Origin of the sequence: Nocardia sp. NPDC051981 (assembly GCF_040680715.1) — a bacterium.
Lineage (GTDB): Bacteria > Actinomycetota > Actinomycetes > Mycobacteriales > Mycobacteriaceae > Nocardia.
On record NZ_JBFAXK010000027.1, the window covers coordinates 1 to 14,765 of the forward strand.

Annotated in this window: 16 protein-coding genes and 1 pseudogene; 8 read left to right on the plus strand and 9 right to left on the minus strand. The window is 65.9% G+C overall.

Annotated elements, in window-relative coordinates; translation table 11 throughout:
• Nucleotides 1–444 (plus strand): annotated as a pseudogene (locus tag AB0L60_RS33885) (hypothetical protein); the annotation flags it as partial.
• A 38-nt stretch (nucleotides 445–482) separates the two neighbouring features.
• Here AB0L60_RS33885 and AB0L60_RS33890 read toward each other — a convergent pair.
• Together AB0L60_RS33890 and AB0L60_RS33895 are read right to left on the minus strand one after the other, a co-directional pair.
• Nucleotides 483–728 (minus strand): hypothetical protein, encoded by a 246-nt coding sequence (locus tag AB0L60_RS33890; RefSeq protein WP_364622643.1) that lies wholly within the window; start codon nucleotides 726–728, stop codon nucleotides 483–485.
• A gap of 433 nt (nucleotides 729–1,161) precedes the next feature.
• On the minus strand, nucleotides 1,162–1,587 hold the full coding sequence (locus AB0L60_RS33895; RefSeq protein WP_364622646.1) for a MarR family transcriptional regulator: 426 nt from the start codon (nucleotides 1,585–1,587) through the stop codon (nucleotides 1,162–1,164).
• Nucleotides 1,588–1,668: 81 nt separating this feature from the next.
• On the opposite strand from AB0L60_RS33895, the gene AB0L60_RS33900 reads away from it, so the two are divergent.
• A complete protein-coding gene (locus AB0L60_RS33900; protein WP_364622649.1) occupies nucleotides 1,669–2,523 on the plus strand; it encodes an SDR family oxidoreductase in 855 nt (284 codons plus the stop codon).
• Nucleotides 2,524–2,696: 173 nt separating this feature from the next.
• Here the strand turns inward: AB0L60_RS33900 and AB0L60_RS33905 are convergent, their stop codons facing one another.
• From AB0L60_RS33905 to AB0L60_RS33920, 4 genes are all read right to left on the minus strand, one after another.
• Nucleotides 2,697–3,665 carry a zinc-dependent alcohol dehydrogenase family protein gene (locus tag AB0L60_RS33905; protein ID WP_364622652.1) on the minus strand — a complete coding sequence of 323 codons (969 nt, stop codon included), beginning with the start codon at nucleotides 3,663–3,665 and terminating at the stop codon, nucleotides 2,697–2,699.
• Between the two features lie 93 nt (nucleotides 3,666–3,758).
• On the minus strand, nucleotides 3,759–4,208 hold the full coding sequence (locus AB0L60_RS33910; protein ID WP_364622655.1) for a hypothetical protein: 450 nt from the start codon (nucleotides 4,206–4,208) through the stop codon (nucleotides 3,759–3,761).
• A gap of 550 nt (nucleotides 4,209–4,758) precedes the next feature.
• Complete coding sequence (locus AB0L60_RS33915; protein WP_364622658.1) at nucleotides 4,759–4,950, minus strand: hypothetical protein; 192 nt, start codon at nucleotides 4,948–4,950, stop codon at nucleotides 4,759–4,761.
• Nucleotides 4,947–5,117 carry a hypothetical protein gene (locus AB0L60_RS33920; RefSeq protein WP_364622660.1) on the minus strand — a complete coding sequence of 57 codons (171 nt, stop codon included), beginning with the start codon at nucleotides 5,115–5,117 and terminating at the stop codon, nucleotides 4,947–4,949. The genes AB0L60_RS33915 and AB0L60_RS33920 overlap by 4 nt, the downstream gene beginning before the upstream one ends.
• A 276-nt stretch (nucleotides 5,118–5,393) precedes the next feature.
• Here AB0L60_RS33920 and AB0L60_RS33925 point away from each other — a divergent pair, with 276 nt between their 5' ends.
• The 3 genes from AB0L60_RS33925 to AB0L60_RS33935 all read left to right on the plus strand — a co-directional run bounded on the left by AB0L60_RS33925 (nucleotide 5,394) and on the right by AB0L60_RS33935 (nucleotide 7,094).
• A complete protein-coding gene (locus AB0L60_RS33925) occupies nucleotides 5,394–6,278 on the plus strand; it encodes a helix-turn-helix transcriptional regulator (protein ID WP_364622663.1) in 885 nt (294 codons plus the stop codon).
• Nucleotides 6,275–6,478: a DUF397 domain-containing protein gene (locus AB0L60_RS33930; RefSeq protein WP_354843786.1), complete on the plus strand. Its 204-nt coding sequence runs from the start codon at nucleotides 6,275–6,277 to the stop codon at nucleotides 6,476–6,478. Before AB0L60_RS33925 ends, AB0L60_RS33930 begins: the two co-directional genes overlap by 4 nt.
• A 148-nt stretch (nucleotides 6,479–6,626) precedes the next feature.
• Nucleotides 6,627–7,094: a hypothetical protein gene (locus AB0L60_RS33935; protein ID WP_364622666.1), complete on the plus strand. Its 468-nt coding sequence runs from the start codon at nucleotides 6,627–6,629 to the stop codon at nucleotides 7,092–7,094.
• Nucleotides 7,095–7,224: 130 nt separating this feature from the next.
• On the opposite strand, the gene AB0L60_RS33940 is transcribed toward AB0L60_RS33935, so the two are convergent.
• A complete protein-coding gene (locus AB0L60_RS33940; protein WP_364622669.1) occupies nucleotides 7,225–8,496 on the minus strand; it encodes a DUF418 domain-containing protein in 1,272 nt (423 codons plus the stop codon).
• Between the two features lie 217 nt (nucleotides 8,497–8,713).
• Complete coding sequence (locus tag AB0L60_RS33945) at nucleotides 8,714–9,733, minus strand: asparagine synthase-related protein (RefSeq protein WP_364622672.1); 1,020 nt, start codon at nucleotides 9,731–9,733, stop codon at nucleotides 8,714–8,716.
• 234 nt (nucleotides 9,734–9,967) lie between these two features.
• Here AB0L60_RS33945 and AB0L60_RS33950 point away from each other — a divergent pair, with 234 nt between their 5' ends.
• Nucleotides 9,968–10,723, plus strand: coding sequence for an alpha/beta fold hydrolase (locus AB0L60_RS33950; protein WP_364622675.1), 756 nt, complete (start codon nucleotides 9,968–9,970; stop codon nucleotides 10,721–10,723).
• Here the strand turns inward: AB0L60_RS33950 and AB0L60_RS33955 are convergent.
• Nucleotides 10,720–11,961: an ROK family protein gene (locus tag AB0L60_RS33955; RefSeq protein WP_364622678.1), complete on the minus strand. Its 1,242-nt coding sequence runs from the start codon at nucleotides 11,959–11,961 to the stop codon at nucleotides 10,720–10,722. The genes AB0L60_RS33950 and AB0L60_RS33955 overlap by 4 nt on opposite strands.
• 62 nt (nucleotides 11,962–12,023) lie before the next feature.
• Between AB0L60_RS33955 and xylA the strand changes: the two genes are divergently transcribed.
• Together xylA and AB0L60_RS33965 are read left to right on the plus strand one after the other, a co-directional pair.
• On the plus strand, nucleotides 12,024–13,205 hold the full coding sequence (gene xylA / locus AB0L60_RS33960) for a xylose isomerase (RefSeq protein WP_364622680.1): 1,182 nt from the start codon (nucleotides 12,024–12,026) through the stop codon (nucleotides 13,203–13,205).
• 4 nt (nucleotides 13,206–13,209) lie between these two features.
• The gene (locus AB0L60_RS33965; protein WP_364622683.1) at nucleotides 13,210–14,652 is read left to right on the plus strand and encodes an FGGY family carbohydrate kinase; all 1,443 of its coding nucleotides are present in this window, start codon (nucleotides 13,210–13,212) and stop codon (nucleotides 14,650–14,652) included.
• Nucleotides 14,653–14,765 lie beyond the last annotated feature (113 nt).

The following is a 14,765-nucleotide window of genomic DNA, read 5'->3' on the forward strand; positions in this document are numbered from 1 at the left end:
GCCACGATCGACGGCAACACCGCCACCTTCACCCCGAACATGGACCCGGCCGCGAGCTTCGCCGCCCCCGCCCTGCCGGCCCCCGTGGTCAAGGATGTCGCCAGCCAGGCCGACCAGGACGCCGCGTTCGGCGCCGCGGTCAACCAGTTCGGCATCGCCAGCTCCATGGGCACCCTGCTGGGCACCCTCATCGGCGGCGTGGCCGGCTGCGCCATCGGCGCCGCGGGCGGCGCCATCGCCGGTGTCGTGATCATGTCGGTTCCGACCGGCATCGCGGGCTGTGTGGCCGGCGCCGCGATCGGCATCCCGCTGGGCGCCGCGGCCGGTCTGATCGGTGTAGGCGGGCCCGCCGCCATCGCGGTCGGCATCGGCCTGTTCAACCGCCTCAACGCACCGGACTCCACCCCGGCCGCTGCGGAACTGGTTCCGGCTCGAGAAGGCTGAGACCTTCGGGCTGCCGTCATGGCAGGTCAGTAATCCGTTCAGCTGGTGGTGTGGTGGCCGCCGCTGTCGGAGTGGCCACCGTGGTGGCCGCTGCTGTCGGGGTGGCCACCATGGTGGGGTGGAATTCCGGATTGTGATGTGTCGGAGGAGATTCCGAAGTCATTCAGGGCGCCGCCGCGCTGGCGGGCGCGCGGTCGGGTGTCGCGGTGGACGATCATGGTGCGAATCGCGTAGGCGAACAGCAGCGTGAAGAACGCGATCACGATGACCAAGAAAATTGTCATCGTCGCAGCGTGCGGCGGGGTTGGACCGATGTCAATCGATTTCGAACAAGCCGCATCCCGCGAGGTTCGAATCGGCCGGAGCGGGGCGCGGCTCGCAGCGAGACCGACTGCAGCCGAGGACATCCTCTTCTGCGGCTGACCAACCCGTCGGCAGTGCATGGTGTTGCCGGGTTTCGGATGACCGATGCAGTCCCGCACAATCCGCTGTAGAACAGCGATTCCGCGCCAATTCCTCAGCTGTAGTGCGTGTTCAGAACGGTTGGGTTGGCCGTTCATGCGCGCATGGCAGCGTGCACTTCTGCCGCGGCCCGCGCGGTTCGAAGCGGCCGACACGGGCCTGCGGAAAGTCAACGGGCAGAGTGCTTCACGATCGCCGGCGGTGCACGCTCACGCCGAATGTCAAGTATTTCTGGGGCCGTTGATCGACTGCCGGTCAGTCGGTGAGCAGGATGGTGAGCAGGGTGCGGAGTTGGTGTTGTTGCTCGGTGGTCAGCCGGGCCAGTGGTTGGCTGGCGAACGGCATGCGGGCTCGTAGGTCCTCGGCGACGCGTCTGCCCTGATCGGTCGCCGCGACCAGGCGCACTCGTCGGTCGTTCGGATTCTCCCGGCGCTCGATCAGGCCGCGGGTCTGCAATTTGTCGACGAGGGCGGTGACATTCGACGGCTCGGCGTGCAGGTGTTCGGCGATCCGCCGGGTTACGACCGGTTCCTGTGCTGCCAGCAGCGCTTTGGCCTGCATGGGCGTCAACCCATGGGCGCCGGCCGCTGCCTCCGCCTCGGTGGCGTAGCGGCGATTGATCGCTGCGAACAGCCCTACCACCTCGGTCGTCAGTTCCCGCTGCTCCTGCTCGCTCGACATGCCTTCCACTATAGCGATACCCCATCATAATTATGGTGTATTATGATTATGGTTCATAACCAATAGCCAGGAGGGAACCCCATGAGCCCGTCCATCGACCGGAAAACCGTCCTGATCACCGGCACCTCGACCGGCATCGGACTGCATACGGCCATCCACGCCGCCCGCTCCGGCTGGCAAGTCATAGCCACCATGCGCGACACCGCCCGCTCGACCGCACTTGTCGAGCTCGCCCGCGACAACGGAGTCGCCGACCACGTCGAGGTACGACAGCTCGACGTCACCGATCCGGCCTCCGTCCACCGCTGCGTCTCCGGCATCGTCGACGACCACGGCCACCTCGACGCACTGATCAACAACGCGGGCGCCGGCCACCTGGGCACCCTCGAACTGGAGGACATCGGCGAGATCCGCGCCGTCATGGAGGTCAACTTCTTCGGCGTCCTCGAAGTCACTCGTGCCGCACTCCCGCAACTGCGCGCCACACACGGACGAGTCCTGACCGTCAGCAGCGTCGGCGGGGTCGTCGGACAGCCGTTCAACGAGGCATATTGCGCCGCGAAGTTCGCCGTCGAGGGCTTCATGGAAGCGTTGGCGCCGGTAGCCGCGCAGACCGGTGTCACGGTCAGCGTCATCGAACCCGGTGCCGTCGCAAGCGAATTCGTCGCCAACGTCGGCGGACGCGAAATACTGGCCAGGAACGCGGCCGGACCGTACGCTTCTGCGCTGGCCGCCTACCGCAAGCGCACCGAGGGCGCCTTCGCCAACGCCCAATCTCCCGAATCCGCCGCCCAGGCCATCGTCGAAGCACTCGACGCCACCGACCTCCCGTTCCGAGTCCAGACCTCCGACACCGCCCGAAACTTCGTCGCCGTCAAACTCGCCGACCTCGACGGCGCGAAAGTGCAGGACATGACCAGCACCTGGATCGGATGAACCACCCGACCGCAACCAGGTGATGGCGCGCTCACTGACCCTGCCCACTGACGCTCGCGGTCATCCCGCACCCACCCGGCGGTGAAACCCAATGGGGCCGTGTCGATCTGCACCCGCCCGCCTCGTTGGTCTGACGAAAATGCCCAATCTTCAGCCGTCCGCTTTGCGCGCGTTCATCGCCCGGCCACTTTCAGCAGGATCTTGCCGCCACGGAGGAGATGCTGCACCGCGTCCTGGATGTGCTCGAGGGGGTACACGCCCGCCACGGGGACGACGAGGGTGCCGTCGGCCACCAGCGGTGCCGCCTCACGAATGACAGGCACCACCTTGTCGCGGTAGTCGAAGTCGCCGACAAAGAATCCGCGAACGGTGAGGTGCTTGCCGACCAGTGTCGAGGTATCGACCCACATGGGCTCATCCCTGGCCCAGGAATAGCTGACCAACCATCCACCGTCGGAGAGCAATTCGAGCAGCCGCCCCACTACTGGACCACCGACGGCTTCCACTGCCAGCGCCACTCGCGCGTCGCCGATCGCTGCTCGAACATCGCCGACCGCATCGCGGTCGTCGACGTGGACCACGTCGGCCCCGGCTGCTGTGAGCTCTGCGAACGTCGCCTCGTCACGGGCCAGGTTGATCGTCTTCAGCCCACGAAGTTTGGCCAGTGCGATCAATGACCGTCCCACACCGGAGTTCGCGGCGTTCTGAACCACCCAGTCACCGGGCTGCAGGGGGGTGCATTCACTGAGCATCAACCCTGCCGCCGGGGGGTTGCTGCCCAGCATCGAGTACTGCTCGATGTCGCCGCCGGCCGGGAGTGCGAACAGGCCGTCGGCGGGCACGACGAGCCGCTCACGCCACGCACCGGAATACAGGGGTAGCACAACCAGATCGCCGACTTGAAGTCCATCGACCTCGGCGCCAGTGGCAAGAACGCGCGCGACCCCCTCCGCGCCTGGTATGTGGGGCAGGGGTGGTCGCGCCAGCATGCCGGTGACAACCAGTAGGTCGTGCTTGTTCAACGGCGAGACCTCAACGCTCAACAGAACCTCATGCGGGCCCGGTGGCGGCGGCTCCTCGATGTCGACGACGCGGAGCACCTGCGCGGGGTCGCCGAACTGTTCAATCTGGATGGCGCGCATATTAACCCCTCTCCATCGAAGATTAGGCGAGCACAAGTGGGGAAACTCGGCGAGCACCGTCACAGTGGCGCCGGTCGGCACGGGTGCTGTAGATCAGTCCTTCCTTTGCCGGTAACTGAGTAGGGCTCTGCGCAGACCGCTGAACGCATAGCCGGCCGCCCACACCGAAATCAAAATGAGGACAACGAACATCGGTAGCCAGCTGCTCTTATGATGATCGACGCTCCACCAGACCACCGTAAACAGAATCGTGCAGATGAACAGCAGGATGTCGCGCAAGCTGCCGCGATAGGAGCCGGCCGCTCTGCGCAGCAGCTGGTATCGGTTGACGGTCGCGACCAGGTCGTCGATGCGACTGTCGATGCTCCCTTGGAGTTCGGCTCGCCGCTCCACCTCCTGCGGAGGTAGGCGTTCCAGCAGTTCCATATCCTGCTTGATCGTCTTGCGAACATCCGGGCCCTTCAGATATCCCGCCGCCGCACCGAGAGCCAATCCACCAGCGATGGGCGCGATCCCCACGGCAAGGTCAACCAGAGCGGGCATGCTTCTGTCTCCTCAGCCACCCATCAATATCGCGGCAAAAGTATCGCCCAGATCATATGCCTGGTCGTGTGCCGCTGTGTCGATCGAAACGCCGACCTCGACGTATCTGGTCATGCTTGACCGATCAGACGTTTGCTCGGCATTGCGACGAGAACGGCAAAGTACCGGTATCGGGGTGAGGGGGTCGTCGTCCTGACAGCGCTCGCACGAATCGCGGCGTGCCGCGTCCGCTGTCGAAGTCGATTCAGCGGCGGACGCCGCAGAGGTTGGCTGCGATACGAAATAATCGGAGGGATTCCGATGGGCAATTCTGTTGATCGCCTACGGAAAGTCACCGACGCTACGGCAACCTCGCTACCTCAACCGACTCACTAACGAATCTCACCACTCGTGGCGGTCCGAATTCATCGGGCCGCCATCGAGTGCGGAGGCGCGACGGGACCTGCCGCGCGGGATGATGAAGGCACCGCGGAAATCCGGGTTGAGCGATGCCGAGGTGGTGCGAACGGGATTGCGGAGTGAAGACCTTCCCGGTACACCGGCGCAGCGGTCACCAGATGTTCCAGGTTCCCCTGAGTGGCTTGACCTCCCGGTCTGCGCGCTCCAGATTCGGAACCAGTTCGGCGAAGTATCGGCGGGCGTCGCAGTTGTCGTCGCAGTGTTGATGTTGCTTCAGACCATGTTGTGCCGCTTGCAGATTCATGACCGGATAGTCCGGTGCGTCATGCGAGATGACTGTCATGGCCTGCTCCCTGTCGTCCGTTCGCTCGCACGGATCACGGCGATGGCCTGACGCTTCTTGCCGCACACGGACATCGGGCAGGACTCGTGGGTTCGGAGGACATCGCGCGCGTAACCGATCGACATCGCGCTGATCGCCTCGTGGTTTTCGATGGGAATGCCGTACATGGCTGGCGCTCCGATTGTCGGCGTGGATGTTTGGTGACCCCCGGCCGCCGGTACGACCTGGTCTTGCGACCCGCTCTCGAAGGGCACACGATCGGAACTTGTTGACCGGGTCGGCTGTTCAGGTTCCCGACGGCCGGGGGTGAATACCAGTAAACAGCCGCCCGTTCATTGGCGGAAGATTCCAGGGCAGGAGTACTCGAATTTTCTCCCCGTCTTCCAAACCCCAACACGAAAACCATTCCAAATCAGCGCACAAACGATAGTGAGGCTAACGGAATGATCGGTTCGACCGTTCCCCGCAGAATGTTGGGGCGCGAACTTCGGAGGCTGCGTGAGACATCCGGGGTCAGCGTCTCCAAGGCTTGTGCCGTCATTCAGTGTTCGCCGCAGACCATGTGGCGGCTCGAAGGCGGCCAGGGCGGAGTCAAACTGAAAACCCTATACGTCGAAGCCCTTTGTAAGCTTTACGAAGCCTCCGACGAAGATACTGCCGCCCTGCTCGGACTGATAGAAGAAGCCCAGCGCCCCGGTTGGTGGCACTCGTACGGCGACTGCGTGCCGGAACACTTCGACCTTTACCTAGGGCTCGAGCAGTCCGCTCGGCGTTTCACCGCATGGCAGACGACGTTCGTTCCGGGCCTGATCCAAACACCGGCTTATCGGCGTGCCCTGGAGTGGACAGCCTTCCCCGGAATGCCCACCTCGGTCGTCGAACAGCGTGTGGAATTGATCATGAAACGCCAAGAGCGGTTGGAAGATCCGGCGTTCTCGGCAGCCGTCCTGCTGTCGGAGTCCGTACTGGGTCACGCGATCGGCGGACCAGCTGTCATGGCCGATCAACTCGACCACCTGATCAAGGTCGGGCAGCGGCGCAATGTGTCGATCGGCGTTGTGCCGCAAACGGTCGGCGCGCATCTGGGGCTTCAGACGTACCACTTCGTTCTGCTGGAGTTTCCGCCCCGATCATCGCCGGAATTGAAGACCAAGTGGATCGAGCCGCCTGTGGTCTACGTCGAAGGGTTCACCGGGGCTCTCTACCTCGATCAGGCCGACAAGGTGGACCGCTACCGTAGCGCTCTTGTGGAAATCAAGCGCCGTGCGTTGGATGAGCAATGCACACGGGACTTGTTGGCCCACAAAGCGAAGGAGTATGCGGTATGAGCACCACCCGACTGGGTGCCCAGTGGTACAAGAGCAGCCGTTCAGCATCTCAGGAGGCTTGCGTGGAGGTCGCGCACTTCGGCACCGAGACCGGCGTGCGGGATTCGAAGAACCCCGGCGGCCCTGAGTTGATGTTCCCCGCCGACCAATGGGCTATCTTCAACGCGGCCGTGAAGGACGGAAAGTTCGACCGGTCCTGACCGGCCATGACGACTGTGGGAGTCTGGGCGTGGTGTCCGGGCTCCCCTTCTTCATGCGTGACAAGATCTCCCACCAGCCTCGACACGTATACGACATGATCCGTTGAACACTCATCAAAGGAGATGTGCGATGCAGGTTAGGTCAGCAGTGGTCACCGGCGGCGCAGTGGTCGCTGGGTTGTTCGCAAGCCTTGTTCCGGGTGTGGCCCACGCCGATTTCATCGATCCGGCGCCCTACGTGGACGCCAATGGGGTGGCGTGGTTCAACATGGCGGGAAACAACTGTTCGATTACCCCGAATGGTGTTGTGGGGTGCGATCTTCCGACTCCGGCATCGATCATGTCGATGACGATCGCGGGTATGACGATTCCAGTGCCCTATGTGCCGGCCGTCGCCATCGACACGGCCAACTTTCCCTCGCACCCGCAGTGGAGCTCCAATGGCAGCCACACCCAGCAGGGTGGCAATCCCGCGATTGTGCCGGGGGTCGATCAGTACACGACGTCGATCTACTACGCCGGAGCCACGTGCACCGTTTCGGTCCGCAACGACGTGGTGTGCTCGGGGATGAGTCACGAATTCCGCGTCGCGGGGTTGCAGGCGTCCGGAAACTGAACCAGGGCAATCGGATCGGGCGCCCGCCTCGCCGTTAGGGAAGCATCTCGAAGTGTGATGGGGTGGCATCGCGGGTGCGGTGCCACCCCATCGGCCTGTTTGGTGAAAGCTGTTGCCCGCGTTGGCATTGTCATTCATGTGGCGGGGAAGAACGCCTGACCAGAGCGTTCGTCACGCCTTGAGTGATCGTGTGGAGCAGCCGTTCCGCCGGACCGCGACGGAACCGGCTGCGCCACAGAGTCGCAGCCACCAGGGAACCGATGGCGAGTAGTGCCAGTAGTTCCCAGCCCGGACCGTGGATGCCGCCCGGCAGTGCGGTCGCGTTCTCGTCGGGTATCGGCACCAGGACACGGACCGCCACCACTTGCAGGATGTAGAGGCTCAACGCGCAGGAGCCCGCGGCGATCAAGGGCCGCAAGGCGATACCGGCACGCGGGACCAGTGCCATCAGGACACCGATCACCAGGCAGGCGGTACCGGTCGCGCCGAACACCTCGAATGGGGTGCCGCTGTGCGGAGTGGCGACGGTCAGCCACCACCGGCTCGTTGTCGCCACCGCGCCGAAACCAGTCATATCGATGATCTGGCCCGGATCGAAGTCGGTGACCCCGGCCTGTGCCATACCCGTGGTGAGCAGGTCGACCAGGTGCGCGCGTCCGCCCAGCGGGCGCTGTACCAGCCACGAACCGCCGTATCCGAGCAGGGCCAGCAGTGCACCGACACCGATCACCGGCAGCGGCCGGAGCGCGCGAATCCCCCAGCGGCCCAGGGCCATACCGGCGAAGATGAATGGCATCCAGGTGAGCGCCGGGTACCCGCCGGTGAGCACCAGCATCTGGCCCGCCTGGCGCAGACCCGACCATGAGGTGAACATCTCGAAAATGGGGTCGCCGCCGGAAGCGTTCTGGTGCATGTGGCTTCGGATGACGAAGGACAGGATCGGCCCGGCGATCGCCCACCCCGCCGCGAGTAGCGCGAGCGCCCGGGCCTCCAGCCGCAGGGCGGGCAGGGCCAGCAGGAAGAACAGGCCGTAGTAGGTCAGGATGATCATGATTCCGATGCCGGAATGCAGTTGCGCCAGCGCCAGACCCAGCAGCGCGACCAGCACGGCTCGGGAGCCGATGCGAATCAGGCTGCGGCGGGCCGCGATCCCGGTGGCAGGGTGCGCCCCGCCAGACATGAGCGCCAGCGACACGCCCGCCAATACCGCGAACAGTGCGGCCGACCGGCCCTCGAGGACCGTCAGCCAGGACGCGCCCGGCTGGCCCCGCGGCGGCCCGACATGCACCGCGAACATGCCCAGCACCGCGATGCCCCGCGCCGCATCGAGCGCGAGGACGCGCGGCAGCGAATTCGAAGCATCCGATTCTTGCGGCACGGTGACCGACGCCGGCGATCCCATAACCTTGCCCACCTCCAGGATTTCTACTGGCAATGACAGCGAGGCTAATTCGGCACGCACTCGAAATTCGAGCCCAATGCCCGATTCACGGAAGAAATAGCCGAAAGAGTTAGTTCCCGGTTAACCAGAAGGCTTAGCCGGGAACTCGCGAGCTGAGCCTCGAGGGTGGCATCCAGCTCGATGGTGTCGATCAACCAATGGCTCCGGAAGACAGAACCTAGTCCCGCAGGAGAAGCGTGAGGTAGAGGCGGGTGGCCACGGCGTCGAAGGGCTCGGTACCGGGATCGGAGTAGGTGCGGGCGCCGGGGAGGTCGGCGGCGTACGCACGGGCGGCCTCGGCCAGCGCACCCATGATGCCCGCCGAGCGCTGGATGGCAGACTTCTTGGCCCACGCCAGGGCGCGGGCCGATTCGGGCAGCAGCCGTTCACAGGCGATGCGGACGCACAGCTTGTCGGCGAGGGCTCCATTCTGCAGACCGAACAGTGCAGGAGGCGCGAGGGTTTGGGCGAGTTCCCAGAAGCGGACGGTCTGGAAGACGTGCACGATATGGTCGGCGCGGTCGCCCAGGATGCGGGGATAGAAGTCCGGGACGAGCCGGTCGACGGTGAAGTTGCGGGCGGATTCCGTGCGGGCGATGCCGTCGAGCTCCACGCTGGCCTCGGGTGAATCGATCTGGTGCGCAAGGGTTTTGCCGCCCGCGAAGATGGCGTCGGCGCCGCTGCCGGTCAGGATCGGGCCGGTGACGCCGAGACGGTCCAGGACCGGCTGGATGGCGAGCATCGGGACGGCGTACGAAACCTCCCACAGCTCGGGCACTTTCAGGCGTTCCAGCGATTCCCGCGCCAACGCCGCCACGGCGGGGCCATCCAGTTCGACGATGTCGTGCGGCAGGCCGAGGGCGGTGGCGGCGGCAGTGGCGTTGGCGCGGTCGGTGCCGTCGGCGGTCAACACGGTGAGAGCGTGCGGGCGACGGCCCAGGGCGACGGCGGTGGCGGCCAGGAAGATCGAGTCGACGCCACCGGAGAGCAGGATGACCGGGTCAGCGGGCATGGCCTCGAACACCGCGCGCAGCCGGTCCCGAGTCTCGGCCGCCACCAGTTCGGCGGCGTGCCCGGGATCGGTGAGACGGCGTGAATCCGGGTCGGGGGTAGCGATATCGCGCAGGTCCGCGACGAATTGCATGGGTGCGCCGCTCTGGGCGGCGGGGGCGGTGTGTGCTGCGTCCGGTCGTCCCACGCGGCTCAGCCTACTGCGGCGCGGCACCGGCTCGGATTCCCAGCTGGCACATAGGTCGGACCCATGGCCCGCCCACGTAGGGGCTTCTGGATAGGAGTCACGGCAGGCCCGTCGGCCCGCCATCCCTCCGAGAAAGGTTCTGCGCGTTGAGCCCTGACGCTCCCCCGCACCCGGCCCGAGCCCTGTGCACGGTAGCGTTCGGATGTCGAATCCGAGGGAAAGGCTCTCCACCCTATGGGCAATAGCTGGCTGCGTCACCTGTCCCCTTCACCGAGGAATGGCTCCCACAAGCTGGTCTGCTTTCCCCACGCCGGCGGATCCGCCCTCTCTTTCGGACCATTGGCCGAGTCCGTCGGTTCGGAGTTCGACGTTGTCGCCGTTCAATATCCGGGACGCCAGGACAGAAGGCACGAACGGCTCGTGGGCGATATTTCAGGGCTGGTCGACGGCCTGCTTCCCGAGGTGATCGAGGCGGTCGGGGATACCGAGAATTTTTCCGTGTTCGGCCACAGCATGGGATCCGTCGTGGCTTTCGAGGCGTGCAGGCGGCTCGAGGACGAGGTAGGGGCAACGGCGACAGTGCTGTTCGCTTCCGGCCGCTGTGCTCCGTCGGCGACGCAAACCGGGCGCGTGCATCTGCTCGGCGATCGAGAACTGTGTGAACAATTGCTTCGGATCGGCGGTACGCCCGCGGTATTGCTCGAGGATCCCGACTTTCGGGAATTGATCCTGTCGATCGTCAGGAACGACTACCGAGCCATCGAGACCTACGCGTGTACGACGGACGCAATGGTCAAGTCCCCCATCGTCGCACTGGTCGGCGACCGTGACCCCGACGCGAGTTTCGCGGACATCCAGGAGTGGCGCGCACACACCTCCGGAAGCTTTGCCGCGCAATCGTTTCCGGGCGGTCACTTCTTCATCGATGCGAATTGCCGAGCGGTGGCCGAGTTGATCCGCCGGCACAGCTCGGCGGCGCTGCCGAGCTAGGCGGTGCCGTCGGTTGCTCGCTCGGGGATCCAGCCTGCCGGGTCGTGGATCAGTTCCTCCAAGGCCAGATAGGCGGCACCGGTTGCGCCGGGCGCCGTATCCGGCCGGGCAACCTCGACGCGCGGGGCAATCCACCGTGCCGCTACCACTCGACTGTGGAGGTGTGAGATGAGCGGGGGCAGCAGGAAATCGGCCAGCGCTGCCAAATGCCCGCCGAGCACGATGACCGGTATGCCGAGAATATTGATCGCCGCCGCCAGCGCGATACCGAGAGCCCACGCGGCACGCTCGAGGGAGTGCAGCACTGCGGCGTTCCCCGCGACCGCGTGAGCGGCGAGCTCGGCTATGCCGGTGCCGGCGGGCAATCCGGCGGCGGCGACGAGTGCCTGCCTGCCGGCGTACAACTCGAGACAGCCCGTGGAACCACACGCGCAGGCACCGCCGCCGGGATCGACGGTGACATGCCCGATTTCGCCGCTGCCCCCGTATGGCCCGGCCATCACCGTGCCGTCGATCACCGCCGCCCCGCCGATACCGGTATCGCCGGACACGTAGAAGAAGTCCCGGACCGCTCCTGGGCGGCCGGGAGCGTATTCGGCCGCTGCCCGGGCGGCCAGGTCCGCCTCGTTGCCGACTCGCACGGACAACCCGGCGCGTGCCCCGGCAGCGATGAACTCCTCGGGACGCAGTTCGGGCCATCCCAGATTCGGTGCGGTCATGAGTGTGGCGGTGTCGGCGCGCACGACCCCGGGCAGCGCCAAGCCGACCCCGACGACTCGCGCGTCGCCGGCCAGAGCTGTAATCAGTTCTGTGCTGAGCTCGCCGAGTCGGGCCAAGCAGGCGGCGGGCCGGCTGTTTCGCCAGTCGCCGATCTCGCTGCGTTCGCCGGCGATCTCCCCGGACAACGTGATCGCTCGAGCGGTCAAACGATTCGTATCCACTTGCAGCCCTAGGGCGATGAGCCGACTTGCGGCGATGATCGGCGTCGCCGGCCGCCCGCGGCTCGGTGCGGCCGCGCGCGGCAGCTCGGCGAGGATGCCACCGGCGACCAGCTCGTCGACCAGGCGAGACGCGGTGGCTCGGGTCATGCCGGTCGCCGCGGCGATACTCGCGCGCGACACACCCGCCGGGTTCCGCAGCACCGTGGTCAGCACCAACGCCAAGTTCGCCGCCCGGAGCGATGTCTGGCGGGCACTTGTCGGCGCCGTGCGTCCGGCCAGCGAAGAACCTCGATTCACGGATTGACCGTAACCCACCGGACAATTAAGTTCATCGGCTAAACAAATGAGAGGATCGTGCGATGTCCCGCCAACCCACACCGCAGGACAGGTTCTCGTTCGGACTGTGGACAGTCGGCTGGAGCGGCGCTGATCCGTTCGGTGCCGCGACCCGTCCGACACTGGCTCCGTGGGACTACGTCGACGGACTGGCCCAGCTCGGGGCGTGGGCAATCAGCTTCCACGACAACGACATCTACCCCTTCGATGCCGACGAGGCCATTCAGCGGCGGCGGGTGGCCCGGGTGAAGGACGCGGCCGATCGCGCTGGTCTGGCAATCGAGATGGTCACCACCAACACCTTCACCCATCCGGTGTTCAAGGAGGGTGGACTGTGCGCCAACGACCGGGCGGTCCGCCGCTTCGCGTTGCGGAAGATCCTGCACGCGGTCGATCTGGCCGGACAGGTCGATGCCACCACCTTCGTCATGTGGGGCGGCCGTGAGGGCAGTGAATACGACGGATCCAAGGACCTCTACGCCGCGCTCGAACGGTACAAGGAGGGCATCGACACCGTCGCGGCCTACATCGAGGCGCAGGGATACGACCTGCGAATAGCCTTGGAGCCCAAACCCAACGAACCGCGCGGCGACATCCTGCTGCCGACCGTGGGACACGCCCTCGCGCTGATCGCGGAGCTCGACCATGCAGACCTCGTCGGGGTCAACCCCGAGACCGGCCACGAGCAGATGGCGGGACTCAACTACACCCACGCGATCGGGCAGGCGTTGTGGAGCGGCAAGTTGTTCCACATCGACCTCAACGGGCAGCGCGGCGCGAAATACGACCAGGACCTGGTCTTCGGCCACGGCGATTTGATGTCGGCGTTCTTCACCGTGGACCTGCTCGAGAACGGGTTCCCCGGCTACCCCGACGGCCCGCGCTACACCGGGGCCCGGCACTTCGATTACAAGCCCTCACGCACCGAATACATGCCCGGGGTGTGGGAATCGGCACGAGCGAACATGTCGACGTACCTGATGCTGGCCGACAAGGCCCGCGCATTCCGGGCCGACTCTCGCGTGCAGGAGGCGATGGCGCACGCCGGGGTGTTCGACCTCGCCCAGCCGACACTGGGCGAGGGTGAATCGATACAGGCGTTCGCGGCGGCCCGAGACCAGCTGTTCGACCCCGACACCGCCGCGACGCGCGACTACGGTTTCGTGCGCTTGCACCAGCTCGCCGTCGAGCATGTGATCGGATGAGGCCATGACACTCGTAGCTGGGGTCGATTCCTCGACCCAATCCTGCAAGGTTGTCATCCGCGACGCCGACAGCGGCCGGCCGGTGCGCTCGGGTGCCGCCCCACACCCGCCCGGCACCGAGATCGATCCCGAATATTGGTGGCAGGCACTGCAATCGGCGATACAGCAGGCCGGCGGCCTCGACGACGTGGCCGCGGTCTCGGTCGGCGGGCAGCAGCACGGACTCGTCTGCCTGGACGCCCGCGGTGCGGTGATCCGTCCGGCGTTGCTGTGGAACGACACCCGATCCGCTGCTGCCGCACGCGACCTCGTCCACGAAATGGGCGACGGCGATCACGACGCAGGTGTGCGGCGCTGGGTCGACGTGGTCGGCACCGCACCGGTCGCGTCGCTGACCATCACGAAACTGCGCTGGCTGGCCGACCACGAGCCCGCCAATGCCGCCCGTATCGCGGCGATCGCATTGCCTCATGATTGGCTGACCTGGCGGTTACGCGGCGCGAGGTCGCTCGACGACCTGGTCACCGACCGCAGCGAAGCGTCGGGCACCGGCTATTTCGATCCGGTGTCCGGTGTCTACCGGCGTGAGCTGCTGGCAATGGCCTTGCGGTACAGCCAGACCCACGCGCAGGGCATCGTGTTGCCGGCGGTCGCGGCGCCGACGGCGGCCGCGGGCCCCTCCGACCCTGCGCTGAGCCGGTCGGAGATGATCGTCGGGCCCGGGTGCGGCGACAACGCCGGCGCAGCGCTGGGTTTGGGACTGCACGCCGGTGAGGTGATGCTCTCGCTGGGTACCTCGGGCGTGATCGCCGCCGTCACGACCACGCCGGTCCGGGACCCGTCCGGCACGGTGGCGGGCTTCGCCGACGCTACCGGTCGTTTTCTTCCACTGGTGTGCACGCTCAACGCCGCCAGGATCCTCGAGGCGACTGCCACCGTTCTCGGCGTGGATCTCGACGAGCTGTCGGCGTTGGCACTGGCGGCGGCGCCCGGCGCGGGCGGGCTGGTGCAGGTGCCCTACCTGGAAGGTGAACGGACGCCGAATCTTCCCCACGCCACCGGCTCCCTGTACGGCATGACGATGGAGTCGATGACCCGGGAGAATATCGCCCGGGCGGCGGTGGAGTCGCTGTTGTGCCTGACCGCCGCTGCTGCCGATGTGTTCCGTCGTGGTTCGGTGCCCGTCAACCGGGTCACGCTGACCGGTGGCGGTGCACGCTCGGCGGCCGTGTGCGCCATCGCGCCGGCGGTGTTCGGGGTGCCCGTCGATGTTCCTGTTCCAGGTGAATACGTCGCCGCAGGAGCCGCTCGCCAAGCCGCATGGGTGATGTCGTCGGCCCCGCAGCCCCCTGCCTGGCCATTGGCCACAACCCGCACCTTTTCCGCAGACCCGTCACCGGAGTTGCTGGCCCGATACCAGGAAGCAGCAGCACGCTCACACCCATAATCCGCTGGTTCGGTCCCGTTTGTCAGATCATTTGGTGCACATAGCTTTCCGAGACCCACAACAATCGCCGCCGCTCTGAATACCGCGTCGGCTTACTCGAACAAGGCGCTCGG